The organism is Jiella marina (genome assembly GCF_024359545.1).
Classification (GTDB): domain Bacteria; phylum Pseudomonadota; class Alphaproteobacteria; order Rhizobiales; family Rhizobiaceae; genus Jiella.
The window spans coordinates 193191-219355 of record NZ_JAKQZG010000001.1 but is presented as its reverse complement, the minus strand read 5'-3'; the positions used below and the strand labels follow the sequence as shown (position 1 = coordinate 219355).

The window sequence follows — 26165 nt, the reverse complement described above, 5'->3', positions numbered from 1 at the left end:
CTGCCGGTGTTGCACCAGAACCTTCGGGGACATTCGTCCTCCCACGGACAGTCCTACGACCATCTCTCAGTAGATCCTCGGGACAAGCCCGAGGATGACGGGGTGGAGAGGGAATGCTTTCAAAATCAGTCGTTTGCGCAATTCCTCCCGACTCGGCCTATTTCGACGCAATCACACTCGCAATCGCCTCACCGCATTCCTTGGTGTTCGCCTTGCCGCCCATGTCCTTGGTGCGCGACGCAGGATCGGCGATCACCTCTTCCATCGCCTCGATCACCGCCTGTGCAGCCTGAGGGTGTCCGAGATGATCGAGCATCATCGCCGCCGACCAGATCTGGCCGATCGGATTGGCGATGCCCTGACCAGCGATATCCGGTGCCGAGCCGTGAACCGGCTCGAACATCGAGGGGAAATCCCCTTCCGGGTTGATGTTCGCCGAGGGCGCGATGCCGATCGAGCCGGCGACGGCGGGGCCCAGGTCGGAGAGAATGTCGCCGAAGAGGTTCGAGCCCACCACCACGTCAAACCAGTCAGGATGCTGGACGAAATGCGCGGTCAGAATGTCGATGTGGTACTGGCTCGTGTCGATATCCGGATAGTCGGCCTTCACTGCCTTGAAGCGCTCGTCCCAGAACGGCATCGTGTGGACGATGCCGTTCGACTTGGTGGCCGAGGTGACGTGCTTGCGCTTGCGTGTGCGGGCCAGTTCGAAAGCGTAACGGAGCACACGGTCGACGCCGCGGCGGGTGAAGATCGCCTCCTGGATGGCGATCTCGTCCTCCGTGCCACGATAGAGCCTTCCGCCAGCCTCGGAGTATTCCCCCTCGACGTTTTCGCGCACGACGTAGAAGTCGATGTCTTCCGGGCCGCGGCCAGCGAGCGGGCTCGTCGTGCCTTTCAGGAGCCGGACCGGGCGCAGGTTCACATATTGGTGGAACTCGCGGCGGATCGGGATGAGCAGGCCCCAGAGCGAGACATGGTCCGGCACGTCCGGCCAGCCGACGGCGCCGAGAAACACCGCATCATGCTTCTTGAACTGCTCGAGCCCGTCTTCCGGCATCATCCGGCCGGTCTTCTTGTAAGTCTCGCAGCTCCAGTCGACTTCGTCGAACTGGAAGGCGATGTCGAACTTGCGGCCGACTGCCTCGAGGACGCGCATGCCTTCCGGCACGACCTCCTGGCCGATGCCGTCACCGGGAATGGTCGCGATCTTGAGGGCATTGGTGATCGACATGGACGGGCTGCTCCGTTGAGAGATTTGGACGATGGGGCGGCAATCAGAAGAACAGGCCGCGCGGCATCGGGATGAGAAGGACGTTTGCCATCAGCAGATAGAAGCCGGTGAGAATGGCGAAGCCCAGCGCGATCAAAATGGCGATCTGCATGGGGCTGAGCCGCTCATGGGTGGCGACGATCATGATCGCGAAGAAGGCGATGACGCTGGCGACATAGAAGCCGAGGATTGGCAGAAGCGCGATCCAGGCGGCCATCAGTGCCACGAACAGGGCGCGGCGCAGGTTCGATCCGCCCGAGACGCCTCCCTCGCCGCCGCCGGAGGCGGGCTTCGGCGTGATGCCGCGCAGCCCCAGGACGACGTTGCGGATCACGAGGACGAGTGCGAGCAGCGTCATCGCCGCAGAGATGGTGATCGGGAACACCGATCCCATGGCGCTCATCCGCTGGGACTGGAAGATCAGCAGGACACCGAGAACGGCAAAGCCGACGGCCGTCGCCGTGCCGACCGGGTCGTGAACGCTTCTAAGCATCTGCATCGCGGCTCTCCACGGTGGTGTCGGTTTCGGATTTGCGAGCCCTCGCCGCGCCAATCGCCTTGGCGATCAGCGGATAGAAGAGGGTGAGGATCGCGAAGACGGCAATCGCCAGCGAAATCGGTCGGCCGAAGAACTGACCGAGAACGTTTCCTTGCGCATTCCCGATCAGATAGGCCTGCACGAAACCCTGTTCGGCGATCTGCCCCAGGACGAGGCCGAGCACGATCGGCGAGGGGGTGAAGCCCGCCCGGTTCAGGACCCAGCCGATGACGCCGAGCGTCAGCATCACCGCCGTGTCGTGCAGATTGTTGTGGATCGCGAAGCTGCCGATCACGGTCAGGAAGGCGATGGTCGGAACAAGGGCCGACTTCGGGATCGCGACGATGCTCTTGTAGGCGTAGCGGCCGACGACGAGGCCGACCGGCAGCATCAAAAGAGTGCCGATGAGCAGCCCGAAGATGAAGGTGTAGACGATCGAGCCCTGTGACTGGAAAAGCTGGGGTCCGATCTTGATGCCCTGGACGAGAAGCGCGCCGAGAATGACGGCGTCGGGCGGCGTGCCGGGAATGCCGAGGACGAGGGTCGGGATGAAGCCGCCACCGACCGTCGCGTTGTTCGCCGCTTCCGTCGCGATGATGCCGCCCGGCTCGCCCTTGCCGAAATTCTCAGGCGTCTTCGAGGAGCGCCGCGCCTCGGAATAGGAGACGAGGCTCGCCACCGAACCGCCGGCGCCGGGCAGGATACCGACCACCGTGCCGATCACGGCGCTGCGGATCATGTTGACCTTCTGGCGCATAACGATGGCGAAGGATTCGCCGAGCCGGAACCCGGAGGAGTCGCTCTCGACCTTCAGATGCGGATCGCGCGTCGCGACGAGGTCGATCAGGACGGGGATGCAGTAGAGCCCGATCAGGCCCGCAACGATGTCGATCCCGCCGACCAGCATCTGGCTGCCGAAAGTGAAGCGCACGTCGGCGCCCACGACGGCAATGCCGATCATCGACAGGAGCAGCCCGAAACAGGCGCCGATCAGACCCTTCAAGAGATTGCCGACCGACAGCGCCGAGATCAGCGTCAGGCCGAAGACGGCGAGCCAGAAATATTCCGGCGGTCCAAAGGCGAGCGCGACCTGGGCCAGCGGTGGCGCGAGGAACATCAGCATCAGGGCGCCGACGAGGCCGCCGACGACCGAGGCCAGCGTCGCCAGCGAGACGGCGAGCGCGCCGTCGCCCCGCTTGGCCATGGGGAAGCCGTCGAAGGTCGTCGCGATGGCCGACGGCGTACCCGGCGCATTGACCAGGATCGCCGAGTAGGAGCCGCCATAGATCGCGCCGGTATAGATCGCACCGAGAACGATCAGGCCGGACGCCGGATCCATGGTGAAAGTGAAGGGGACGAGCACGGCAACCGCCATGGTGGCCGACAGGCCGGGCAGGGCGCCGATCAGAATGCCGGCGACGACGCCGCCCAGCGCGAGAACGAGGTTCATCACGCTCAGGGCGTCGAAGAGATAGACAAGCTTTTCCATCGGGAGACCGCTGCAGTGGGTGGGGAGCGGAAAGCTTTCGGTTGCGGGTTCTTCGCGGACGTCCCGCTTGCCGCTCACTGGCGTTCTGCGGAAGGGAGCACGACGCCTCGCCGTGCACAAGAACCGGCTTCGATCGCTCAAGTCGCGATCGCCGCCCTCGCAAAAAGGGCGGCGATCGGTGTTGGCAGCTTGCTGTTAAAGCAACGGCATCACTTCATCTCGATGCCCATCAGCCCGGCGACGTCCTCATAGGCCTGACGGCGCTCGGCCATGAAGTCCGGCACTTCGGAGAGAGGCACGGAGATCACGACGAAGCCCGCATCCTCCATCTTCTTCTGGAACTCCTCATTGGCGTTCACCTCGCCGAGCATGTCCGAGAGCTTCTGCTGCACGGCTTCCGGCGTATCGGTTGGCACCGCGACACCGCGATAGGCGCCGCCCACCATGTCATAGCCGAGTTCCTTGAAGGTCGGCACGTCCGGGAAGGCCGGGACGCGCTCTTCGGCGGCGATCGCCAGCACGCGCACGGCGTCACCCTGATTGAGCGCGGCGGTGGTGTAGCTGAACGCGCCCATCACCTGACTGCCGAGGAGCGCCGTCATCGTCGGGCTCGTCCCGGAGAAGGGGATGTAGGTCGTGTTCACCTCGGCCAGATCGTTGAAGCGGGTCTGGGCGACGTGGTTTGCGGAGTTGGTCGCCGAGCCGGCGATGGTCACCGCGCCGGGGTTTTCCTTGGCGTGATTGACGAAGTCCTCCAGCGTCTCGAACTGGCTGTCCGCCGGCACGAGCAGAGCGTCGGGCGTGTACTGGAAGAAATAAACATTCTTGATGTCGTCGGTCTGATAGCCGACGTCCTGGGCCATGGGCTGCAGGATGATGTGCGGCAGGTTCGAGCCCATGATGGTGTAGCCATCGGCTTCCATGCCGTTCAGCTGCGACCAGGCCTGGGCGCCGCCGGCACCGGCAATGTACTGGATGACCACGTTCTGGCCCGCCACCTCTTCGAGGTACGGCTGCTGGAAGCGCGCCGCCACGTCCGACTCGCCACCGGCGTTGAACGGAATGATGTAGTTGATCGGCTTGCTCGGATAGTCGCCTGCGCCGGACGAGTCCTGCGCGTGGACGGCGCCGGCGGACAGCGCCAGCGTCAGCGCGGCGGTCGACAGAAGTGTCGTCAGTTTCATGGAAAAATACCTCCCGTTGCTGGTCGGGGCCCCGGGCGGATCTCCTCACTCCTGATCCACCCCATCCGCACACTTGGCAGACAGACGAGCCTTCCCATCATTAGGGACCATCGGACGGCTCCCTGTCAATGATGATGCGTTCTTCGTTGCATGCAAGCATCGATGCGTCTTTGCCTTGAACCCGCTGCCGAGCCTCGTTAGCATGACCGGATTGGGAGGAAAGCCGGTCATGCCGCATGCTTCACTCGTGTTCGACGCCAGAACCGACGAACGCCGCGCGACCCTCGTCGAAGCCGCCTACACGGCCATCAAGGACGCGATCCGCAACGGCGTGTTTCCACCGGGTTTTCAGGGCTCGGAACTGGAGATCGCCGAGCGCCTCGGCATGAGCCGCACGCCCGTCCATCAGGCGATCATCCAGCTGCAGGGCGAGGGGATGGTCGAGCTTCGGGCGAAGCGCGGGGTCATCATCAGTGCGCTGTCACCGGTCGATATGCGGGAAGTCTACGATGTCATCATCGCTCTGGAAGGCATGGCGGCCGTCCTGATCTGCGAACGGCCGGAAGCCGAGCGCGAAACCATCTGCCGGCGACTGGAAGCGGAGAATGCCAAGGTCGCCGAAGCGCTTTCCCGCGACGATCTGGGCCAGTGGGCCGACCACGACGCCGCGTTTCATGCTCTCCTGGTGGAGGCCGCCGGCAACGGGCGGCTCGAGCGCATCGCCAAGGTGAATATCGATCAGTCCTACCGGGCCCGCCGCCTCACCCTGAAGCTGCGCTCGAAGCCCACGCAGTCGGTCGTCGAGCACCAGGCGATCATCGACGGTCTGCGAAACGGCGACGCCGCCGCCGCCTGCCAGGCGGCGCAGGACCACAAGATCAAGGCACGCGACCTCATCGTGGACGTGCTCGAACGCTATGACATGCGGCATTTGTGAGGAAAGCGGCGAGGGGGTCCCGATCCCGCCCGATCGATGCTCCGATTGGCGGAATGGTGGGGTCAAACCGTTGCTTGTGTCCGTCTGTCGCGGCACGCAAGAAGCCTGTCGGCCTTCTCGGGGGACTGGGCCATAGATACCGGGCCGGACACATAATTGATGGCGGATGGGGTGGGATTCGAACCCACGGAAGGCTCTCACCTTCGCCGGTTTTCAAGACCGGTGCCTTAAACCGCTCGGCCACCCATCCGTACCGGTGCCTGCCATAGCTGGAGGGACCGTTTCACGCAAGCGAGGGTGGACCGTGGGCAAGGCGCGGACGGGTGAAACTACTGATGAAACAATTTGTGAACTGGCGCGATTAACCAAGCTGCAGGGCGCGAAATATGGCCATAACAGGGCAAAGCCATGGTCTTGCCATAGTTCATGAGAGTGAGGCGCGGCTCCGTGATCGTACAGGTTGGGGATAAGGCCGCGTGAATCAAGCCTCTGGCGGCCATGGGTGCCCGGCTCATCCCGAACGCAACCGTTTTCGTTATCGATCCACCGAGTCACCGCGGTGCAACAGTCAAGCGCCGTACCTCTTCTGAAGGGCGCTGATGCCTGAAAATCAGGCGATTGCCTCTTGGTCTCCCTTTGTTACATGATGATTTCAACGACGTGATCGGCGTGGGGACGCCGTGTCATGGACGATAAATTTGGGGTTTGGCGGGGGCGTCGAAAACGATGGGCTGGAATCTGAGCCGGCGACAAGCCGGGCTTTGCGGAACCGTGCTTGCCGCATCGGTTGCTTTGGGGGGATGCCAGGGATCGGGTTCGCCCGTCGAAGACCTGGCCGACATCAGCACCGACGTGAAATTCGACAGCCGCAGCTACGGTGTGCCGGCCAGCCCGCGCGTGACGAAGAGCAAGCGCGTTCCCAAAGGGGGCGGGCGTTCGCATGTGGGCAAGCCCTACAAGGTCAAGGGCAAGTGGTACTATCCCAAGGACCAGCCGGGCTATGTCAAGACAGGCCAGGCGTCCTGGTACGGGCCGAATTTCCATGGCCGACTGACGGCGAACGGCGAGGTCTACGACATGTACGGCCTGTCGGCCGCCCACAAGACCTTTCCGCTGCCGTCCTACGCGACCGTCACCAATCTGAAGAACGGCAACCGGCTGATGGTGCGCATCAACGACCGCGGGCCGTTCGCCCATGGTCGCGAGATCGATCTGTCGGCTCAGGCAGCGGAACTTCTCGGCTTCAAGTCCGCGGGCACGGCCGACGTCAAGGTCGAATATGTCGGACGGGCGCCGCTCGAAGGCGACGACACCAAGATGCTGATGGCGAGCTTCGAGCCGGGTGACGGTTCGGCGTCGATGACGCCGGATCAGGTCATGGTCGCCAGCGTCGAGACCGATCGTGGCGCAGGCGTCGGGGGCATGGCGATGGCCTATGGCGAGGAGCTGCCGGGCGTGCGGGCCAATGGCGCCGAGGATGACGGCGGAAGCGGTCGTTCGGGCGCGAAGGGTTGGTTTGGTGCATCCCTGTTCGTAAATTCCTATGCCGCTGCGACCCAAGCAGAGAGTGGCGCTGCATCGGCCCTGCAAACCATGTCGGTTGGTTCCACCGGTGAGACCATTGCGGTCGGACTGGTCGACGATCACCTGCTGGAGCGGGTCCGCAGCGTGACTCGCGGTCAGGGGCACCTCGTCGTCGAACCCGCCCCGGACCTCGGCGGTCAGACGGTCAAGTTTATGGTCGACAACGACAATGACGCGGACATGCTTCTGAGCCGGCTGTGGCAGGTTGGCGCGGAAGACGCTTTCGTCCTGCGGGACTGAAGCCGCTTCAGATCGACCTCAGCACCGTCGGCGACTTGCGCCCTCATGGCTCGGGACGATAACTGGATGTGTCGAGGACATGGATCCGGTTTTTCGCTCCGATGCAATGATGATAACCACTGCTCACCCAGCACGATCCGGCCTGTTGGCCATCGCGGTGCTCGTCGGACTGGCGATTTCGAACCTGTCCGCTCACGCGCAGGAAGACGAAGACCAGAACACGGTCAAAACGGAGGCGAGCCAGGCGCTTCTCATCGACGGCGAGTCCGGAACCGTCCTCCTGCAGAAGAACCCCGATCAGCCGTTCCCGCCGGCATCGCTGGCCAAGATGATGACCATGGAAGTGGTCTTCGAGGCGATCGAGGCGGGGCGAATCAGCCTCGATACGGAATATCCGATCAGCGTTCACGCCTGGCGGACCGGTGGTGCTCCTTCCGGGTCGTCCACGATGTTTGCGGACGTCAAATCGACGGTCTCGGTGGGCAATCTCATCCGCGGTGCGATCATCCAATCGGCCAATGACGCCTGCATCGCGCTTGCGGAGGGGATCGCGGGTTCGGAAGAGGCGTTCGCGGCCTTGATGAACGAGCGGGCCGCAGAACTCGGACTGAACGACAGCCGGTTTGTCAATCCGACGGGCCTGCCCGCCGACGGACAGTATGTGACCGTCCGGGATCTGGTGGCGTTGGCCCGGCATATCCGCAACGAGCACGCCGATCTCTACGCCCTCTATTCCGAGCCGAACTTCACTTGGAACAAGATCTTTCAGCGCAATCGCAATCCCTTGCTGCAGATGGACATCGGGGCGGACGGTCTGGGTACGGGCTACACGGAAGCGTCGGGCTATGCGCTTCTGGGCGTCACCAACCGCAACGGACGCGTGACCTATCTGGCGATGAGCGGGCTCGAGACTTCTCGCGACCGTGCCGATGAAGCGCGTCGACTGCTCGATTGGGCCGACTCGTCGTTCGCGACGCGAAAGCTCTACGCCGAGGGCGATCGTGTCGGTTGGGCGGACGTGTTCGGTGGGGAAACGGGTACCGTCCCGCTCCGGGCCCCGAAGCCGATCTCGGCACTCCTTCCCAAAAGCGACGATGCAGGCGTCACGGGGCAGATCCGCTATGAAGGACCGCTGACCGCTCCGGTGGAGGAGGGGGCCGCGGTGGCGTCTCTCGACGTCATGGTCGATGGCCAGCGGGTGTTGAGCGAGCCGCTGATTGCGGCCAATAGCGTCGGCAACGGCAATTTCGTTGATCGTGCCGTGGGCGCGATGCGCGAACTCGCCTTTGGCTGGTTGCGGGCATTCTAGACCGGATCGGATTTGAGTTTTTCGTGGCAGGTTTCTTGATAACGTTCGAGGGCGGTGAAGGGGGCGGCAAGTCGACACAGATCGCTCGACTGGCGGCGCATCTGCGCTCGGAAGGCCACAGTGTGACGATCACCCGCGAGCCGGGCGGCTCTCCCGGCGCGGAAGCCGTTCGCCACATCATCCTGTCGGGGACCGCCGAGGAACTGGGGCCGGAATGGGAGGCCGTGCTGTTTGCAGCCGCTCGCGCCGATCATGTTGCCGAACTGATTCAGCCGGCTCTGCAGCGCGGCGACATCGTGCTTTGCGACCGGTTTCACGACTCCACCCGCGTCTACCAGTTTCTCGATCCGGAAAACGATCAGGCCTTGATGGAGCGCCTCGAAAGGGTGGCCTTGAACGGGGTCTATCCTGATCTCACCATCGTTCTGGACGTGCCCGCCGAGATCGGATCCGATCGTGCGCGCAAGCGGCGCGGCCATGCATCGGCCGATCGGTTCGAGAAGGACGACGTTCAGGTACAGGAAGAGCGTCGTCGCGCGTTCCTCAAGATCGCCGCGAACGAACCGGAGCGCTGCATGGTGGTCGACGGCAATCGTCCGGCCGACGACGTGGCGGCAGAGATCCGTGCACTCGTCGACGACCGCCTGGAAGCTCGGCGCTTCGAAGATATCGACCGCTCGCTCAAGCTCGGCCACGAGCAATGAACGCCGCAGCACCCGTCGAAAGCTACGACACGTTCGATGCGATCGAGGGCGTGCCGCCACCGGCTGCCACGCCGGCCCTTGTCGGCCATGGCGCGATTTTTGGGGAAATGATCGCGGCGGCGCGATCGGAGCGGCTGCATCACGCCTGGCTTCTTCAGGGTCCAAGGGGTATCGGCAAGGCCACGGCTGCCTTCGCCTTTGCGCGGATTCTCAGCGGCGCCGAATACGCTGACGAACAGACCGATGATCAGACCACGGCGCGGTTTCGCACGGACGATCCGGTGTTTCGTCAGATCGCCATCGGATCCCTGCCCACCCTGATCCACGTCACCCGGCCGCCGGTGGAGCGAGGCAGCGGCTACCGGACCCAGATCACCGTCGAGGAAGTCCGGCGACTCGGGCGCTTTTTCCATGCGACTGCGTCGGGCAAAGGATGGCGGATCGCGCTCATCGACCCGGCGGACGATCTCAATCGCAGCGCCGCCAATGCTCTCCTGAAGCTTCTGGAAGAGCCGCCGGCGCGTTCGCTGTTCCTGATCGTCAATCACACACCGGGTCGTCTCCTGCCGACCATCCGCTCGCGGTGCCGGCTGGCCCGGTTCGATCCGCTGAGCGATGACGAGTTGACATTGGCGCTTGCGCACTGTGGCGCGGCACCGAGCGAGGGCGCCGAGGCGGACATTCTGCTGCGCTCGGCCGAAGGCAGCGTGCGCAAGGCGCTGATGCTGGCCACCCATGGCGGCGCGGAGATCGAACAGACACTCGCCACGCTCCTCGCCAGCGATGTTCCGGACCTCAATGCCCTGCAGTCAATGATCGATTCCCTGACGCTGAAGGGCCGCGAAGCCTCCTACGATCTCCTCCTGTCCGCGCTGATGAGCGCCATCGCCGCCATGAGCGAGGAGCGGTTGAGAGCCGGCGACATGGCCGCGGCGGCGGCCTTCGCGGAACTCTGGCAGGCCGAGTCGTCGCGCTTGGCCGAGGCAGCGGCGTTCAATCTCGATCGCAAGCAGATGGCGCTGACGACGGCGAGCCGCATCTTCGAGCTCCGGGCGACGTTTCACGGTGGCAGCGACGGCAGCAATGGCGCGGCGTTTCGGGACTGATTGAGCCGCGCGGGGGAATGCTCTATCTCCCGAGAAGAGAAAGGCGGGACGGATGCCCTGCCGGACGGCGTGATGGCCGTTTTGACCAGCCGATTTTCAAGGATTTCCAACGCCACCATGGCCGAACGCTTCTATCTGACCACGGCGATCTCCTATCCGAACGGCCGTCCCCATATCGGCCATGCCTACGAGCTGATCGCGACGGATGCGCTGGCGCGCTTCAAGCGTCTCGACGGCTACGACGTCTTCTTCCTGACCGGCACCGACGAGCACGGCATCAAGATGCTTCAGGCGGCGCGCGGGCAGGGGGTTTCGCCGCGCGAACTCGCCGACGCCAACGCCGCGGAATTCCTGCGCATGGCGGAAGTTCTGGGCGGGTCCAATGACGACTTCATCCGCACCAGCGAGGACCGTCACCGGCAGACCTGCCAGGCGATCTGGCAGCGCATGCAGGATGCCGGCGACATCTACAAGGGCTCCTATTCCGGCTGGTACTCGGTGCGTGACGAAGCCTATTACGGCGAGGAAGAGGTCACGCTAAAGGAGGACGGGCAGCGCTACGGTCCGCAGGGCACGCCGGTCGAGTGGGTCGAGGAGGAAAGCTACTTCTTCCGGCTCTCAACCTTCCAGGAACGGCTGCTTGCCCATTACGAAGCCAATCCGGACTTCATCGGCCCGGCCGAACGCCGCAACGAGGTGACGTCGTTCGTGCACTCGGGTCTGCGTGATCTCTCGGTCTCGCGCACGACCTTCGACTGGGGCATTCCCGTGCCCGGCGACGAAAAGCACGTCATGTATGTCTGGGTCGACGCGCTGACGAACTATCTGACCGCGACCGGCTATCTCGAAGGCAAGGAGCGTGGCGCCTTCTGGCCCGCCGATCTCCACGTCATCGGCAAGGACATCGTCCGCTTCCACACCGTCTACTGGCCGGCTTTCCTGATGTCGGCGCGGCTGCCTCTGCCGAAGCGCGTCTATGCCCACGGCTTCCTGTTCAATCGCGGGGAGAAGATGTCGAAGTCGGTCGGCAACGTCATCGATCCTTTCGCACTGGTGGAGACCTATGGCCTCGACCGGCTGCGTTATTTCCTGTTGCGCGAGGTGCCGTTCGGCCAAGACGGCAACTACTCCCACGACGCGATCATCAATCGCAGCAATTCCGAACTCGCCAACGATATCGGCAATCTCGCCCAGCGCTCGCTGTCGATGATCGGCAAGCATTGCGATGCGCAGGTGCCCGCCTGCGGAACGCTGACAAGCGAGGACGAGGCCATTCTCGCCGAAGCCCACGCCTTGTTGCCCAAGGCCCGCGAGGCGATCGATAGGCAGGAAATCCATGCCGTACTTGCCAGTATCATCAACGTCGTCGGATCGGCGAATCGCTATTTCGCCGGCCAGGAACCTTGGGCGCTGCGCAAGAGTGATCCGGAGCGTATGGGCACGGTGCTCTACGTGACGGCTGAGGTCGTGCGGCGTGTCGCGATCCTGCTGCAGCCCTTCGTGCCGGAGAGTGCCGGCAATCTGCTCGACACTCTCGGCGTCGAAGCGGATCGGCGCAGCTTCAGCGAACTGGCGCCCGAGCGGGCGCTCAAGCCCGGCAGCCCGATGCCGCCGCCGAAGCCGGTCTTCCCGCGCTTCGTCGACACGCTCGCCGAGGATGGAGCCTGATGGCGGTCTTTCTCGTCGACAGCCATTGCCATCTGGATTTTCCCGATTTCGACGGCGAGCGCAGCGCCCTTGTCGAGCGGGCCAAGGCGAACGGCATCCAGCGCTTCGTGACGATCTCCACCTTCGTCTCGCGGATCGAGACGCTGATCGCGATCACGAGCGAGCACCCGGAGGTCTACGCGTCGGTCGGCACGCATCCGCACAATGCCGCCGCCGAGCCGGACGTCACGGCCGAAGAGCTGATCCGTCTCAGCGAGCGGGACAAGATCGTCGCGATCGGCGAGGCCGGGCTCGACTATCATTACGAAAAGTCGCCGCGAGACGTTCAGGCCCGTGTCTTCCGCACCCATATCGCCGCCGCGCGCGAAACCGGGCTTCCGCTGGTAATCCATGCGCGTGAAGCCGACGACGACATGATCCGCATTCTGGAGGAGGAAAGCGGGAAGGGGGCTTTCCACTTCATTCTGCACTGCTTCTCGTCCGGGCGCGGGTTGGCCGAGGCCGGATTGGCCCTGGGCGGTTACGTGTCCTTCTCCGGGATCCTCGCCTTCAAGCGCTCCGACGACATCCGGGCGATTGCCGCCGATGTGCCGATGGAACGTCTGCTGGTGGAAACCGACGCTCCCTATCTCGCGCCGCCGCCTTATCGCGGTAAGCGCAACGAGCCGGCCTATGTGCGGCATACGGCGGAGGTTCTGGCCGAGGTCAAAGGCGTCGATCTCGAAGCGATCGCCACACGGACCAGCGACAATTTCTTTCGTCTCTTCAGCCGGATCGACGATCCGCGCGGCACCGCTTGAGCCGTTCCCACCATGCGTTCTTCGAGACTGAGTGGACGATGAGCGACCGGCTGCGCCTGACGATACTCGGCTGTGCTTCATCGCCCGGAGTCCCGCGGGTCAACGGCGATTGGGGGGCGTGCGATCCGGACAATCCGAAGAACAAGCGTCTGAGGCCAGCGGCGTTGATCGAGCGGATCGGCGCCCAGGGCACGACGCGGATCGCGATCGATTGCGGACCGGATTTCCGGGCCCAGATGCTGGCGGCCCGTGTCGACCGGCTCGAAGCGGTGCTTCTGACCCATCCTCATGCCGACCATTTCCATGGCATCGACGATCTGCGGAGCTACGCGCTTTCCCAGAAGACCCGCATCCCGGTCTATGCCGACGATTTCACCTATGACCGCGTCTTCGAGGCGTTCCGCTACTGTTTCGAGAAACCGCCCGGCAGCAACTATCCGCCCATCATCCAACGCGAGCCGATGGACGCGGCAGAACGCTTCGGAATCGATGGGCCCGGCGGTCGCGTGGAGATCCTGCCGTTTCGCCAGATCCACGGGTCGATCCATTCGCTCGGATTTCGCGTCGGCCCGTTTGCCTATTGCAGCGACGTTTCCGATTTTCCCGACGATGCGATCGCGGCCATTCGCGGCGCCGAGCACATCGTCATCGATTGCCTGCAGTATCGCCCGCATCCGAGCCATCTCAGCGTCGAACAGGCGCTCGGATGGATCGAACGCTTCGGCGTACCGCGCGCGACCCTGACCCACATGCATACGCCGCTCGACTACGACCGGCTCTCTGCCGAACTCCCGGACCATGTGCGGCCCGGCTACGACGGGCTCGCGATCGAACTGCCGATCGACTGAGATGTCCAGGGCATACGACCGTCTGCGAAACTGGGCACGCGCTCTGAGACGTGACGGTCGGGCGCTCTGGATTGTCGCGCGCGATCCGAGGACGCCACGCATTGCCAAGCTGCTTGCTGTCGTCATCGCGGCCTATGCGTTGTCGCCGATCGATCTCATCCCAGACTTCATTCCGGTTCTTGGACTGCTCGACGATCTCCTGATCTTGCCGCTCGGCATTTTTCTCGTCGTGAAGCTCGTTCCGGCGGAGCTGATGAAGGAATGCCGCCGCTCGACAGACACGTTGTCCGACAGGGCGGTAGGACGTGCGGGCATGGTCCTGGTCGTCGCGCTCTGGTCTTTTGGGCTGCTGACCATGGGCTTTTGGGGATGGCGCTGGTGGATGCGACCTTGAAGGTCGAGCCGCGATGGCGCCCAGCGCGAGCAACGATTGGACAAGAACCGCCACGCTGGCCCAATGCATATTATGTTCCATAATCTATCTTATGACACTTACTGACATGGGCGCGCCACTGTGTCTCGGAACCGGCCATGCCCTATCCCCCGTTTTCCCGACCCTCGGTCTGGCTCCATGCCAGGACTTTCCGTTTTAGCACCGCAATCGCGACTGCTTCCGAGGCATTTCTCCCCGGCTGCGAAACTTGGTTAAATTTGTTCGAATGGATTTCGCCGTCCTCGATGCGCCAGACGTCCGCCTTTGGGCCCACCATGGCCGTGTCTGCTGGGCTCGTCTGCGCGACCGGCCGATCACCATCTTGCGGAAGCCCGGCGGGTCTGGTCCATGTCGGTCTCATCGCTTCCGCAATCCTTCTGGAGAGAACAGACCCCATGACACCATCGCGGGACATCGCTCGGCTGATCGAGATCATGGCGGCACTGCGCGAGCCGGAGACCGGATGCCCGTGGGACCTCGAACAGGACTTCTCGACGATCGCGCCCTACACGGTCGAGGAAGCCTATGAGGTGGCCGACGCGATTGAACGCGACGATGCGGTCGACCTGAAGGAAGAGCTCGGCGATCTTCTGCTCCAGGTCGTCTATCACGCGCAGCTTGCTTCCGAGCGCGACCTGTTCGAGTTCGAGGATGTGGTCGAAGCGATCACGCGCAAGATGATCCGCCGCCACCCGCATGTCTTCGGCGACGCCGAAGCACGGTCGGCGCGCTCGGCCAAGGGCCAATGGGAACGGATCAAGGCCGAGGAAAAAGCCGAGCGTGCGGCCGCGCGGCTTGAAGCCGGCAGCGAAGCTTCGCTGTCGGGCAAAGCTCCGGTCGATTTTACGCGGCAGAGATCTGGATCAGCCAGACTCCTGGAAGCCGTACCGGCCAGCTTCCCGGCGCTGACCCTTGCACTCAAGGTCCAGAGCAAGGCCGCGACGGTTGGGTTCGACTGGAACGATCCGGCGCCCATCAAGGCGAAGATCGAAGAGGAAATGGGCGAGTTCGATCGGGCGATGTCTGAAGGCATCGCCGATGCGAGCGAGGCCGAAATGGGCGACCTGTTGTTCAGCGTCGCCAATCTGGCGCGCTATCACGGCATCGATCCGGAAAAGGCGCTGCGCCGTTCGGTGACGAAATTCCGCGATCGCTTCGCGCATATCGAGGACGGCCTAGCCTTGCAGGGAAAGTCTCCGAGTGACGCAAGCCTGGACGAGATGGAAGCGCTCTGGGTCGCGGCAAAGGGCAAGGATCGGGGCACCGGCCTGTGACCTCTGTTCACGCCATACGTTTGCGTACGCGCCTTGTCCGTTTCGGCTTCCCCGTCTTCGAGGCCCGGCTCGCCGCCGCGTCCGCCACCGCGATCCAGTCGGCCGCCACCTCCGGATCGTCGAAGGCTTCGTCCGGCAGCCGATAATACGGCATGGTGATCGGTGTCTTGCCCGGCCGCGGATAGACCCAGCGCTTCAGCCCGGCGGCTTCGTAGCGCTCGGCTGCCTGATCGTCGGATTTCAGATAGAGTTCGTCGCCGACCACGACAGCCACGATCCGGCCGTCGCTATAGATGCCCTTGCCGCCGAACATGCGGCGGATGGAAATGACGGGGAGGCTGGAAAAGAGGTCGCGGAGAAACTCGTCGTCCAAAAGCCCTCTCCCGCCGCCACCGAGACCGTTCGGTGTCTTGTTATTGGTGCCCGTGACCGGCCATGGCTGCCAGATCCGCCTGCTTGAGCTCGACGGATTCGCCGCAGCCGCAGGCCGAGGTCTGGTTGGGGTTCTTGAAGGTGAAGCCCGAGCGGATGACGGTCTCTTCGTAATCCATCTCGGTGCCGAGCAGAAAGAGTACAGCCTCCGGCGCGATGAACACCTTAGCGCCGTCGCGCTCGATCACGTCCTCGTTTGACTTCTGTTCGGTCGCGAGATCGATCGTGTATTCCATCCCTGCGCAGCCGCCCTTCTTGATGCCGACGCGAATTCCGAGCGCGTCGTCACCTTTGGCCGCAAGGATCGCTTTGACCCGCTCGGCGGCGGCATCGGTCAGGCTCATCACGGCAAATCGGCTCATGGTTCACGTCGTCCTTTCGGCTCGAAGCGTTGTGACAGACCGGCTCCGTCTCTTGTTACGACCGTCTCACGAGGAAGCATCGATAAGCTATCCTGCGATCCCGGCCGGAAACTTGTGCGCGTCCGTCCACTTCAGAAAATGGCGTCTATGCCGCCCGAGCGCAAGTTCGAGCGACCGGCGGGCTCAGCTTCGCGCCCACAGCGCCCGGCTTGCAAGCTCTCCGCAATGGCCGTCCGGGTCGCGGAAATAGAGGCTGTGCCCCCTGCCCTTTGACCATGCGACCTCACTCTCGATCGCGATTCCCAACCGCTCCATATGCTCTCGCCACTGCCCGACAGCTCCGTCCGGAATGGCCAGCGCGAAATGAAGCGCCCCGTGTCCGTCATGGGGCGGGATCGTGCCCTGGCCTGGAATTTCCACCGGCTCGAGGGTCCCGCCACGCAAAAACAGGATCAAGACGGTTCCATCTTCGAGCCGGAACACCGTGATCCGGTCTTCCTCGAACAACGGGCTCAGGCCGAAAAGCCGGATGTAGAAATCCTTCGCCCGATCCATGTCGTCAACATAGAGACAGGTTTCGAGCAGACCGGAAAGCGGCGGGGCCATCGTCGGACCTTGGTCTCAGTACCAGCCGACCGCGACCTGGGCTTCCTCGCTCATGCGCTCCGGCGTCCAGGGCGGATCGAAGACGATCTCGACCTTGACCTGGCCAACGCCGTCGACAGAGCCGACGGCGTTCTCGACCCAGATCGGCATTTCGCCGGCGACCGGGCAGCCAGGCGCCGTCAGGGTCATCTCCACGTCGACATTGCGCTCGTCGTCGATGTCGATCTTGTAGATGAGACCGAGCTCGTAGATGTCGGCCGGAATCTCGGGATCGTAGACCGTCTTGAGCGCGCCGACGATGTCGTCGGTCAGCCGCGACAGCTCCTCGGCTGGAATCGCTGAGGTCGGCTGCTCTCCCGAAGCCATCGCCATATTCGCCGCAGCGGTATCGTCCGCAGGCGTGGAAACGGTCGGCTCGTTGCTCTCGGTGTCGACTTCGTCCGTCATGCAGTCGTCTTTTCAGGTTGCGCTCAGGCGAAAAAACGCCGGGCCTTTTCGAGGGCTTCCGCCAGGCGGTCCACCTCGCCCAAGGTGTTATACATACCAAAGGATGCCCGGCATGTGGAGGTCGCGCCGAAACGCTTCAAGAGCGGTTGAGCGCAATGGGTTCCGGCGCGCACGGCCACGCCTTCGCGATCGATCACCATCGACACGTCATGGGCGTGAATGCCTTCGAGGTCGAAGGAGACGATCGCACCCTTGCCCGGCGCCTCGCCATAGATCCGCAGCGAATTGATCGCCTTCAGCCGCTCGTGGGCATAGGCGGCAAGCTCGGCTTCATGCCCCGAGATCGCCTCGCGACCAACGCTCTGCATGTAGTCCAGCGCCGCGCCGAGACCGATCGCCTGCACGATCGGCGGCGTGCCCGCCTCGAAACGATGGGGCGGCGCGTTGTAGGTCACGCCCTCCTCCGTCACTTCGGCGATCATTTCGCCACCGCCATTGAACGGCGCGGTCGCTTCAAGCATGGCGCGTTTGCCATAAAGCACGCCGATGCCGGTCGGCCCGTAGACCTTGTGGCCGGTGAAGACGTAGAAATCGCAATTGATGTCGCGGACGTCGACCGGCAGATGCACGGCCGCCTGGCTGCCGTCCACGAGAACCGGAATCCCCTTGGAATGGGCGAGTGCCGTGACGGCCTTCACGTCGACGACCGTGCCGAGCACATTGGACATGTGGGCCGTCGCGACGAGCTTCGTCTTCGGCGTTATTGCCTTCTCGAAGGCCTCGACGCTGATCGAACCGTCTTCCTCCACCGGCACGAAGACGAGCTTGGCGCCCTTCCTCTCGCGGATGAAATGCCACGGCACGATGTTGGAGTGGTGCTCCATCAAGGTGACGACGATCTCGTCGCCCTCCCCGATCTGCTCCATGCCGTAGCCATAAGCGACGAGATTGATCGCTTCGGTCGCCGACCGAGTGAACACGATCTCTTCGGACGAGCCGGCGTTCAGAAACTCCGCGACCTTGCCACGCGCGGCCTCGTAAGCCTCGGTGGCGCGGTTGGACAGATAGTGCAGCCCGCGATGAACATTGGCGTAGTCCTCGCTGTAGGCCTGCATGATCGTGTCGAGAACGATCTGCGGCTTTTGAGCGGACGCCCCGTTGTCCAGATAGACGAGCGGCTTGCCATAGACCTCTTTCTTCAGGATCGGGAAATCGGCCCGAATCTTGTCGACATCGTAGGTCTTGCCGTCCGCGAGCGTCGCTTCTGCGGTCATGGGAATTCCAACTCCAGCTTTAGCCGGGTGATGCCCGCCGATCGCGGCGGGACTTCACCCAGTGGGCGGCAAGCCGCCCTCGTCCGTTTGGTCTCAGTGGCTCCGTTCGAGCCAAGCGTCGATCTTCGCGACCAGTGCCTCGGCGATGGCGTCCTCTGTCTCCAGTTCCTCGACCACCTCGTCGACGAACGCCTTGACCAGCAGGGCTTTGGCCTGCGGCGCCGGAATGCCGCGTGACATCAGGTAGAACAGATGATCCGCGTTGATCTCGCCCGCCGTCGCACCGTGCCCGCACTGGACGTCGTCGGCGAAGATTTCCAGCTCGGGCTTGGCCGAGAAGTCACCGTCCTGCGACAGGAGCAAGGTGTTGCAGGCCATCTTGGCGTCGGTCTTCTGGGCTTCCCGCGCAACCTTGATCATTCCCTGGAACACGCCGTGGCCGCCAGTCACCACATTGCGGAAGGTCTCCGTCGCTGTGGTGTTGGGGTAGGTGTGCCGCAGGGTCGTGGTCACGTCGAGATGCTGGTCGTTCTCCAGAAGGTTCACGCCGCGAAGCCTGATCTCGGATCCCTCGCCTGCCGTGACGGCGTGGATCTCGTAGCGCACCAGGCCGCCGCCGGAATTGAGCAGAAACAGCTTGAACGTCGCGTCCGCACCGACCGTGACGTTCAGTTGACCAAGATGGGCGGCGCCCGAGTCCTTCGCCTGATCGATGATCCAGAGGACTTCGGCGCCGTCACCCACGGTCAAATAGCTGACACCACTCGAAGGCGCCGGCGACCCGCCGCCTTCGATCCGCTCGACGAAGGTCGCCTTGGCGCCGTTGCCGACTTCGACGCTGCAGCCGGCATGGGACTGCGCCCCAATGCCGCTGCGCATTTCGATCGGAGAGGCGAACTCCGTTCCTTCCGCGACCGCGATCTTTGCGATGCGCGCGCCAAAGGCGGCATTGACGACACGGATCGTGTCGACCGGACGATCGAGATGGTTCGGCGTCTCGTGCCAGTCGGCGAGATCGTCGCTCGCCGAAATAGAAACACCGGTGGGCGCGCTTGCCGCTTCCGACCGATCAAGGTCGACGACCGTGCTTCCGGCGACCAGCGGAGCCAGAACGCTCTCGGTCGAGCCGGCCTCCTTCGCGGCGATGGCCTCGATCGCCTGGTCCTTGCCCAGACGCCGGCCCATCAAGGCGCGCAGATCGGTGTAATGCCAAGCCTCGACGCGGCGATGCGGCAAGCCTTCGCGGCGGAGCGCCTCGATCGCCGATCGGCGAGCGTCCTCATCGGCTCCGGCCGCTTCGGCGAGATTCACCAGCGCCGTTTCCGCCGGTGTCCTCGGTCTGAGTTCGGTGACACTCATCATGCGGCCTCGTCGATGATCTGGCTGTAGCCTTCGTTCTCGAGCTGCAACGCTAGGTTCTTGTCGCCGGACTTGATGATCCGCCCCTTGTAGAGAACGTGCACCGTGTCCGGCACGATGTACTCCAGAAGCCGCTGATAGTGGGTGATCACCAGGAAGGACCGCTCTTCGGAACGCAGGGCATTCACGCCGTCCGCGACGATCTTCAGGGCGTCGATGTCGAGGCCGGAATCGGTCTCGTCCATCACGCAGAGCTTAGGCTCCAGAAGCGCCATCTGCAGGATCTCGGCACGCTTTTTCTCGCCGCCGGAAAAGCCGACATTGAGTGGGCGCTTCAGCATCTGGGCGTCGATCTTCAGTTCGCCGGCTGCCGCCTTGACCTTGCGCATAAAGTCCGGCGTCATCAGCTCGGCCTCGCCCCGCGCCTTGCGCTGGGCATTGAGCGCCGTCTTGAGAAAGGTCATCGTCGCAACGCCTGGGATTTCCAGCGGATACTGGAAGGCCAGGAACAGCCCCGCCGCGGCGCGCTCGTCAGGCTCCATCTCCAGGATCGATTCGCCGTTGTAGAGAATGTCGCCCTCGGTGACCTCGTAATCGTCGCGACCCGCGAGGATATAGGAGAGCGTCGACTTGCCGGAGCCGTTCGGCCCCATGATCGCCGCCACTTCCCCGGCTTCGATCGTCAGATCGACGCCGCGCAGGATCTCGGTGCCTTCGTCGGCCACGCGGGCGTGGAGGTTCTTGATTTCAAGCATTGTCGTTTCGGTCTCTAGCGTTCGTGTGTCGTGTCTGTGGTGCCGGTATTAGTGGGGCGATTTCAGCAGCCCAGATGCATTGCGCTCAATGAGATTACGGCCTTCTCACTGTGCTCTCAGCCGCGCGCTCTCGGCGCGCCCCACTTGCCGCGTTGCTTAGTCCACGAGTTCGAGCCGTCGCTCGATTCGGTCCAGGCGCGCTTCCATGGTCGCGAAGCGTTGATCGTTGAGCGTCTGACTGCCGACAAGCCCTCCAACATGCTGACGCATGATCAGCATCTCGGCAGAAAGCGTGTCGAGTTTCTCCTCCATGCGAGCCATTTGCGAACGCATGGCCCGCATATGCTCCAGCACCAAGTTCTCGACGTTTTCGTTCATCCCACGCTGCCTTCCAGCGAGATCCCGATCAGCTTCTGCGCTTCGACCGCAAACTCCATCGGAAGCTGCTGGATCACGTCCTTGACGAAGCCGTTGACGATCAGCGCCACGGCCTCCTCCTCGGGGATGCCGCGCTGCATGCAGTAGAAGAGCTGGTCGTCGGAGATCTTCGAGGTCGTCGCCTCGTGCTCGAACTGGGCCGTCGCGTTCTTGGCTTCGATGTATGGCACCGTGTGTGCGCCGCAGTCATTGCCGATGAGCAGCGAGTCGCACTGGGTGAAGTTGCGGGCATTAACCGCCTTGCGGTTGGCCATCACCTGGCCGCGATAGGTGTTGTTGGAATTGCCCGCGGAGATGCCCTTGGAGATGATGCGGCTCGTTGTGTTCTTGCCGAGATGCAGCATCTTGGTGCCGGAATCGATCTGCTGGCGACCGTTCGAGACGGCGATCGAATAGAACTCGCCGCGGGAATTGTCGCCGCGCAGGATGCAGGACGGGTACTTCCAGGTAATCGCCGAACCGGTCTCGACCTGGGTCCAGGAAATCCGCGAGTTCTTGCCGCGGCAATCGCCACGCTTGGTGACGAAATTGTAGATGCCGCCCTTGCCGTCCTTGTCGCCGGGGTACCAGTTCTGGACGGTCGAGTATTTGATCTCCGCGTCATCCAGAGCGATCAGCTCGACCACGGCCGCATGAAGCTGGTTCTCGTCGCGCTGGGGCGCGGTGCAGCCTTCGAGATAGGAGACGTATGAGCCTTCGTCCGCGATGATCAGCGTACGCTCGAACTGCCCGGTGTTCCGCTCGTTGATACGGAAATAGGTCGACAGCTCCATCGGGCAGCGCACGCCCTTGGGCACATAGACGAACGAACCGTCGGTGAAGACCGCAGAATTCAACGTCGCGAAGAAATTGTCCGAGGCCGGCACGACCGAGCCCAGATATTTCTTCACGAGTTCCGGATGCTCTCGGATGGCCTCGGAGATCGGCATGAAGATCACACCGGCCTTCTGAAGCTCCTTCTTGAAGGTCGTCGCGACGGACACCGAATCGAACACCGCATCGACGGCGACGCGATTGCCGTAGCCACCCTCGGCGGGCGGTGTGCCGGAATCGTCGTCGAGCTGTGACGGTTCGTCGGCCTTGCGCACGCCCGCCAGGATCTCCTGCTCCTTCAGCGGAATGCCGAGCTTCTCATAGGTGCGCAGGATTTCCGGATCGACTTCGTCGAGGGAAGCCGGACCCGACATCGATTTCGGCGCCGCGTAATAGTGAATGTCCTGATAGTCGATCGGCGGATAGTCGACGCGCGCCCAGTCAGGGCTCTCCATCGTTTTCCAGCGCTCGAACGCCTCGAGCCGCCAGTTCAGCATCCATTCCGGCTCCCCCTTCTTGGTGGAGATCAGACGGATGATGTCCTCGTTGAGCCCTTTGGGCGCAACGTCCATCTCGATCAGCGTCTCGAACCCGTATTTGTACTGATCGACGTCGATCTGGCGGACCTGATCGATGGTCTCCTGGACTGCAGGCATGCTTCACGCTCCATACTCGCCGGATTCAAAGTCCGGTGGTCGGGGTTTTGGTCTGGAAAATATGCTCCTGACCGTCAAGATAATTCGCAAGTGCGCGCTTTTTTAGTGCCATTCTAATTATTCGCAAGCATTCACGCAGCTTCGACCGATCCAAGCTTTGCAAGCGCCTGATCGGCCAGCTTTCCATAGGCGGCGACAAATCGCCGGAGGGCTTCGGCATTCGTATCAGGACCGAAGCTGATCCGGATCGCACCGCTCGAGGACTCAATCGGCAGTCCGGCCGAGGCGAGTGCCGTCAACACATGGCTTCGCCCCACCTTTCCGGAGGAACACGCGGCTCCGGAGGACACGGCGAAACCGGCAAGGTCGAGTGCGATCTGCGCGGTCTCGCCCTTCACGCCTGGATGGACAATGGCAACCGTATTGGGAAGCCGTTCAGCACCCTCACCCAAAATCACGGTTTCCGGCGCGCGTTCCATGATTAGCGCCTCGAAATCATGTCTGAGCGCCCGCATCGCATCCGCGTCGGGCGCGATCCGATTCATGCGCGCTTCCGCCGCAGCGCCGAAACTCGCAATGGCCGGCAACGCTTCTGTGCCGGCCCGAATGCCGCGTTCGTGGCCACCACCGCGCAACATCGCAAAAGGCCGCGTGCCGATATCGGCGAGGACGAAGGCTCCGACGCCCTTCATGGCGCCCATCTTGTGGCCCGATAGGACGATCGCGTCCGCACCGGTTGCCTCGAGGTCGATCGGAAGGCGCCCACCAATCTGCGCAGCGTCCAAGACCAGACGCACCGGGCGTTCGCCAATCCGCTCGCGAATGCGCGCAATGGGCTGGATCACGCCCGTCTCCGAATTTGCCCAGGACAGCGCGAAGAGAGAAGGCTTGCCGTCGCTCTCGTCGAGCCAGGTTTCGAGCGCGGCCATTCGCACGATACCGTGACGATCCACGGGCAGGCGCGTCACGCAATCGGGATCGAAACGCCCTCCCTCGCGCGTTGCCGCATGATCCGTCTCGACCACGGCCAACCGGGAGAGTTCGGTCTCCTTGCCGGAAACCAGCCAACGTGGCGACAGAAGTTGGGTTGCCGCTTCGGTGGCCCCGCTCGTGAATACGACCTGTTCGGCATCGACCTTTCGCTCCTTCCCGGAGCAAAGTGTCGCGACGCTTTCACGTGCCGCTTCCAGGACGGCACGAGCACGGCGTCCTTCGCGATGGGTAGATGAAGGATTGGCGAGTTCGAGCGCGCACATCACCGCGTCCCGCGCTTCGGGAAGCAGCGGGGCGGAGGCATTGTAGTCGAGATAAATCCGCGGCTCGCGGTCGCTCATCAGAATCCGCCGAGAATCGATCGGCTCCTGCCGACGCAAATTCCTTGAAATTCGGCCAGTAAAAGGACTAAGAAACGCCCTCGCACGGCCTCCGTAGTTTGGAACCCTTCTAAAGTGGAACTTACGAAGCCGACCGGGCTTCGTCAAGCGACGGCGCCTGTGCCCTGAATCGCCCGCTTGAGAAAGAGTATTTATATGCCCGAAGTGATCTTCAATGGCCCGGCGGGGCGTCTTGAAGGCCGCTACCAGGCGGCCAAGGAAAAGAACGCGCCGATCGCCGTGGTCCTCCATCCGCATCCGCGGTTCGGCGGGACGATGAACAATCAGATCGTCTATCAGCTTTTCTACATGTTCGTTGAGCGGGGATTCACGACCCTGCGCTTCAATTTCCGCGGCATCGGACGCAGCCAGGGCGAATTCGACCACGGCGCTGGCGAGCTATCCGACGCCGCTTCGGCGCTCGATTGGGTGCAGAGCCTGCATCCCGATTCCAAGCAGTGCTGGGTGGCGGGTTATTCTTTCGGCGCCTGGATCGGCATGCAACTGCTGATGCGCCGGCCCGAGATCGAAGGCTTCATCTCGGTCGCTCCGCAGCCCAATTCCTACGATTTCTCCTTCCTTGCCCCCTGCCCCTCCTCCGGCCTGATCATCCATGGCGGCAAGGACCGGGTGGCGCCGCCGCGCGACGTGCAGGTGCTGGTCGACAAGCTGAAGGCGCAAAAGGGCATCGTCATCAGTCAGAAGACGATGGACGAAGCCAATCATTTCTTCAGTGGCATGAACGAGGAACTGATCGCCGAATGCGCCGAGTATCTGGACCGGCGCCTGGCAGGCGAACTGTCCGATCCCAGGCCGAAGCGTTTGCGCTGAAGCCCGGGCACCGGAACGGAGCCAAGATTTAAGCGGATTGTTGCCGGTCTCAGCGCAGCGTCCTCGACCGAACTGGAAGGCGCGGCGCGTGCTCCCGACGAGGTGTCCGCGCCGCTTTGCCGATAGAACCGAAAAGACACGAGCGAGATGACGAGCTTCAAGTCCGACTTCCTGTCGATCCTTTCAGAACGGGGCTTCATCCACCAGCTGTCGGATGACACCGGGCTCGACGAACTGTTCTCGAAGGAGACCGTCACCGGCTATATCGGCTTCGATCCCACCGCGAAGAGCCTGCATGTCGGCTCGCTCATGCAGATTATGCTGCTCTACTGGATGCAGCAGACCGGCCATCGCCCGATCGCGCTCATGGGCGGCGGGACGGGCATGATCGGCGATCCTTCGTTCAAGGACGAAGCTCGAAAACTCCAGACTCAGGACACGATCGCCGAAAATCTGGCCGGCATCCGCCAGGCCTTCGAAAACTATCTGAGCTTCGGCGATGGGCCGACCGACGCGGTCATGATCGACAACGCCGAGTGGCTGCTCGACATCAAATATGTCCCGTTCCTGCGGGACGTCGGGCGACATTTCTCAGTCAATCGGATGCTGTCCTTCGACTCGGTCAAGCTGCGTCTCGACCGCGAGCAGTCGCTATCCTTCCTGGAATTCAACTACATGATCCTCCAGGCCTACGACTATGTGGAGCTCTACAAGCGACTGGGCTGCCGATTGCAGATGGGCGGTTCGGATCAATGGGGCAACATCATCAATGGGATAGAGCTCGGGCGACGGATGGAGGGCGCGGAACTCTTCGCCCTTACCTCCCCGCTGCTGACGACCGCCTCCGGTGCCAAGATGGGCAAGACCGCCTCCGGTGCGATCTGGCTCAACGCCGATATGCTGAGTCCTTACGATTTCTGGCAGTACTGGCGTAACACCGAGGACGCCGACGTCGTCCGCTTCCTGAAGCTCTACACGACCTTGCCGCTGGACGAGATCACTCGGCTGTCGGCGCTCGCCGGGTCGGAAATCAACGAGACGAAGAAGATTCTCGCCAACGAAGTGACGGCGATGCTTCACGGTCGTGCGGCGGCCGAAGAAGCAGCGGAAACCGCCCGCAAGACCTTCGAGGAGGGTGCCCTCGCCGACAATCTCCCGAGCATCGCTGTCGCTCGCAGCGAACTGGCCTCCGGCGTCGGCCTTCTTTCACTTCTGGTTTCGGCGGGTCTCGCCGGCTCCAATGGCGAGGCCCGCCGTCATGTTCAGGGGGGTGCCGTGCGCCTCAACGATCAGCCGGTTTCCGATCCTCGCCTCAGCGTCGACGAGAGCGACCTCGTCGACGGCGTGGTCAAGCTGTCCCTCGGCCGCAAGAAGCACGTGCTCGTTCGACCGGAGTAGCCGGAACGGCTTGACGTCGGAGTGACCGGCGGCC

26 protein-coding genes and 1 tRNA gene are annotated in these 26165 nt (G+C 63.1%); 12 read left to right on the top strand and 15 right to left on the bottom strand.

The genetic code is table 11. The annotated features are described in order from the left end of the window. Positions 1–157: 157 nt before the first annotated feature. The 4 genes from MF134_RS00995 to MF134_RS00980 all read right to left on the bottom strand — a co-directional run bounded on the left by MF134_RS00995 (position 158) and on the right by MF134_RS00980 (position 4484). On the bottom strand, positions 158–1234 hold the full coding sequence (locus MF134_RS00995; protein WP_304363582.1) for a tartrate dehydrogenase: 1077 nt from the start codon (positions 1232–1234) through the stop codon (positions 158–160). A 43-nt stretch (positions 1235–1277) separates the two neighbouring features. Then, positions 1278–1772 (bottom strand): tripartite tricarboxylate transporter TctB family protein, encoded by a 495-nt coding sequence (locus MF134_RS00990; RefSeq protein WP_255337522.1) that lies wholly within the window; start codon positions 1770–1772, stop codon positions 1278–1280. Beyond that, a complete protein-coding gene (locus tag MF134_RS00985) occupies positions 1759–3300 on the bottom strand; it encodes a tripartite tricarboxylate transporter permease (protein ID WP_255337521.1) in 1542 nt (513 codons plus the stop codon). Before MF134_RS00985 ends, MF134_RS00990 begins: the two co-directional genes overlap by 14 nt. A 209-nt stretch (positions 3301–3509) precedes the next feature. Then, positions 3510–4484: a tripartite tricarboxylate transporter substrate binding protein gene (locus MF134_RS00980; RefSeq protein ID WP_255337520.1), complete on the bottom strand. Its 975-nt coding sequence runs from the start codon at positions 4482–4484 to the stop codon at positions 3510–3512. Between the two features lie 229 nt (positions 4485–4713). On the opposite strand from MF134_RS00980, the gene MF134_RS00975 reads away from it, so the two are divergent. After that, positions 4714–5421 (top strand): GntR family transcriptional regulator, encoded by a 708-nt coding sequence (locus tag MF134_RS00975; protein WP_255337519.1) that lies wholly within the window; start codon positions 4714–4716, stop codon positions 5419–5421. Between the two features lie 160 nt (positions 5422–5581). On the opposite strand, the gene MF134_RS00970 is transcribed toward MF134_RS00975, so the two are convergent. Then, positions 5582–5671 (bottom strand) — tRNA-Ser (locus tag MF134_RS00970). A gap of 602 nt (positions 5672–6273) precedes the next feature. Here MF134_RS00970 and MF134_RS23940 point away from each other — a divergent pair. From MF134_RS23940 to mazG, 9 genes are all read left to right on the top strand, one after another. Next, positions 6274–7245, top strand: a complete 972-nt coding sequence (locus tag MF134_RS23940) for a septal ring lytic transglycosylase RlpA family protein (protein WP_369695399.1) — start codon at positions 6274–6276, stop codon at positions 7243–7245. Positions 7246–7390: 145 nt separating this feature from the next. Then, positions 7391–8554, top strand: a complete 1164-nt coding sequence (locus MF134_RS00960; protein ID WP_255337518.1) for a D-alanyl-D-alanine carboxypeptidase family protein — start codon at positions 7391–7393, stop codon at positions 8552–8554. Positions 8555–8577: 23 nt separating this feature from the next. Continuing rightward, positions 8578–9258: a dTMP kinase gene (tmk, locus tag MF134_RS00955; protein ID WP_255337517.1), complete on the top strand. Its 681-nt coding sequence runs from the start codon at positions 8578–8580 to the stop codon at positions 9256–9258. Beyond that, complete coding sequence (locus MF134_RS00950; RefSeq protein ID WP_255337516.1) at positions 9255–10364, top strand: DNA polymerase III subunit delta'; 1110 nt, start codon at positions 9255–9257, stop codon at positions 10362–10364. The genes tmk and MF134_RS00950 overlap by 4 nt, the downstream gene beginning before the upstream one ends. Positions 10365–10481: 117 nt before the next feature. Next, positions 10482–12032, top strand: a complete 1551-nt coding sequence (metG, locus tag MF134_RS00945) for a methionine--tRNA ligase (protein ID WP_255338001.1) — start codon at positions 10482–10484, stop codon at positions 12030–12032. Further along, positions 12032–12832: a TatD family hydrolase gene (locus MF134_RS00940; RefSeq protein ID WP_255337515.1), complete on the top strand. Its 801-nt coding sequence runs from the start codon at positions 12032–12034 to the stop codon at positions 12830–12832. Before metG ends, MF134_RS00940 begins: the two co-directional genes overlap by 1 nt. A 38-nt stretch (positions 12833–12870) precedes the next feature. After that, complete coding sequence (locus MF134_RS00935) at positions 12871–13680, top strand: MBL fold metallo-hydrolase (RefSeq protein ID WP_255338000.1); 810 nt, start codon at positions 12871–12873, stop codon at positions 13678–13680. Position 13681: 1 nt separating this feature from the next. Beyond that, positions 13682–14074, top strand: coding sequence for a YkvA family protein (locus tag MF134_RS00930; protein WP_255337514.1), 393 nt, complete (start codon positions 13682–13684; stop codon positions 14072–14074). Between the two features lie 434 nt (positions 14075–14508). After that, positions 14509–15387 (top strand): nucleoside triphosphate pyrophosphohydrolase, encoded by an 879-nt coding sequence (gene mazG / locus MF134_RS00925; RefSeq protein WP_255337513.1) that lies wholly within the window; start codon positions 14509–14511, stop codon positions 15385–15387. Between the two features lie 7 nt (positions 15388–15394). Here the strand turns inward: mazG and MF134_RS00920 are convergent, their stop codons facing one another. The 10 genes from MF134_RS00920 to MF134_RS00875 form a co-directional block, all read right to left on the bottom strand. Next, on the bottom strand, positions 15395–15760 hold the full coding sequence (locus MF134_RS00920) for a TfoX/Sxy family protein (RefSeq protein ID WP_255337512.1): 366 nt from the start codon (positions 15758–15760) through the stop codon (positions 15395–15397). A 40-nt stretch (positions 15761–15800) separates the two neighbouring features. Next, a complete protein-coding gene (sufA, locus tag MF134_RS00915) occupies positions 15801–16181 on the bottom strand; it encodes a Fe-S cluster assembly scaffold SufA (RefSeq protein WP_255337511.1) in 381 nt (126 codons plus the stop codon). A gap of 183 nt (positions 16182–16364) precedes the next feature. Continuing rightward, positions 16365–16787, bottom strand: a complete 423-nt coding sequence (locus MF134_RS00910; RefSeq protein WP_255337510.1) for a VOC family protein — start codon at positions 16785–16787, stop codon at positions 16365–16367. Between the two features lie 15 nt (positions 16788–16802). Further along, positions 16803–17159: an SUF system Fe-S cluster assembly protein gene (locus MF134_RS00905; RefSeq protein WP_457589937.1), complete on the bottom strand. Its 357-nt coding sequence runs from the start codon at positions 17157–17159 to the stop codon at positions 16803–16805. A gap of 98 nt (positions 17160–17257) precedes the next feature. Continuing rightward, positions 17258–18508 carry a cysteine desulfurase gene (locus MF134_RS00900; protein WP_255337509.1) on the bottom strand — a complete coding sequence of 417 codons (1251 nt, stop codon included), beginning with the start codon at positions 18506–18508 and terminating at the stop codon, positions 17258–17260. A gap of 93 nt (positions 18509–18601) precedes the next feature. Then, positions 18602–19870: a Fe-S cluster assembly protein SufD gene (sufD, locus tag MF134_RS00895; RefSeq protein WP_369695398.1), complete on the bottom strand. Its 1269-nt coding sequence runs from the start codon at positions 19868–19870 to the stop codon at positions 18602–18604. Beyond that, the gene (gene sufC, locus MF134_RS00890; RefSeq protein ID WP_255337508.1) at positions 19867–20622 is read right to left on the bottom strand and encodes a Fe-S cluster assembly ATPase SufC; all 756 of its coding nucleotides are present in this window, start codon (positions 20620–20622) and stop codon (positions 19867–19869) included. Before sufC ends, sufD begins: the two co-directional genes overlap by 4 nt. A 156-nt stretch (positions 20623–20778) precedes the next feature. Continuing rightward, positions 20779–21000, bottom strand: a complete 222-nt coding sequence (locus MF134_RS00885; protein WP_255337507.1) for a hypothetical protein — start codon at positions 20998–21000, stop codon at positions 20779–20781. Next, on the bottom strand, positions 20997–22529 hold the full coding sequence (gene sufB, locus MF134_RS00880; protein WP_255337506.1) for a Fe-S cluster assembly protein SufB: 1533 nt from the start codon (positions 22527–22529) through the stop codon (positions 20997–20999). The genes MF134_RS00885 and sufB overlap by 4 nt, the downstream gene beginning before the upstream one ends. A 131-nt stretch (positions 22530–22660) precedes the next feature. Continuing rightward, positions 22661–23863 carry a cysteine desulfurase family protein gene (locus MF134_RS00875; protein ID WP_255337505.1) on the bottom strand — a complete coding sequence of 401 codons (1203 nt, stop codon included), beginning with the start codon at positions 23861–23863 and terminating at the stop codon, positions 22661–22663. A gap of 195 nt (positions 23864–24058) precedes the next feature. Here MF134_RS00875 and MF134_RS00870 point away from each other — a divergent pair, with 195 nt between their 5' ends. Both MF134_RS00870 and tyrS read left to right on the top strand, forming a co-directional pair. Then, complete coding sequence (locus MF134_RS00870; protein ID WP_255337504.1) at positions 24059–24733, top strand: alpha/beta hydrolase; 675 nt, start codon at positions 24059–24061, stop codon at positions 24731–24733. Positions 24734–24880: 147 nt separating this feature from the next. Beyond that, positions 24881–26131, top strand: coding sequence for a tyrosine--tRNA ligase (tyrS, locus tag MF134_RS00865; protein WP_255337503.1), 1251 nt, complete (start codon positions 24881–24883; stop codon positions 26129–26131). Positions 26132–26165: the final 34 nt, after the last annotated feature.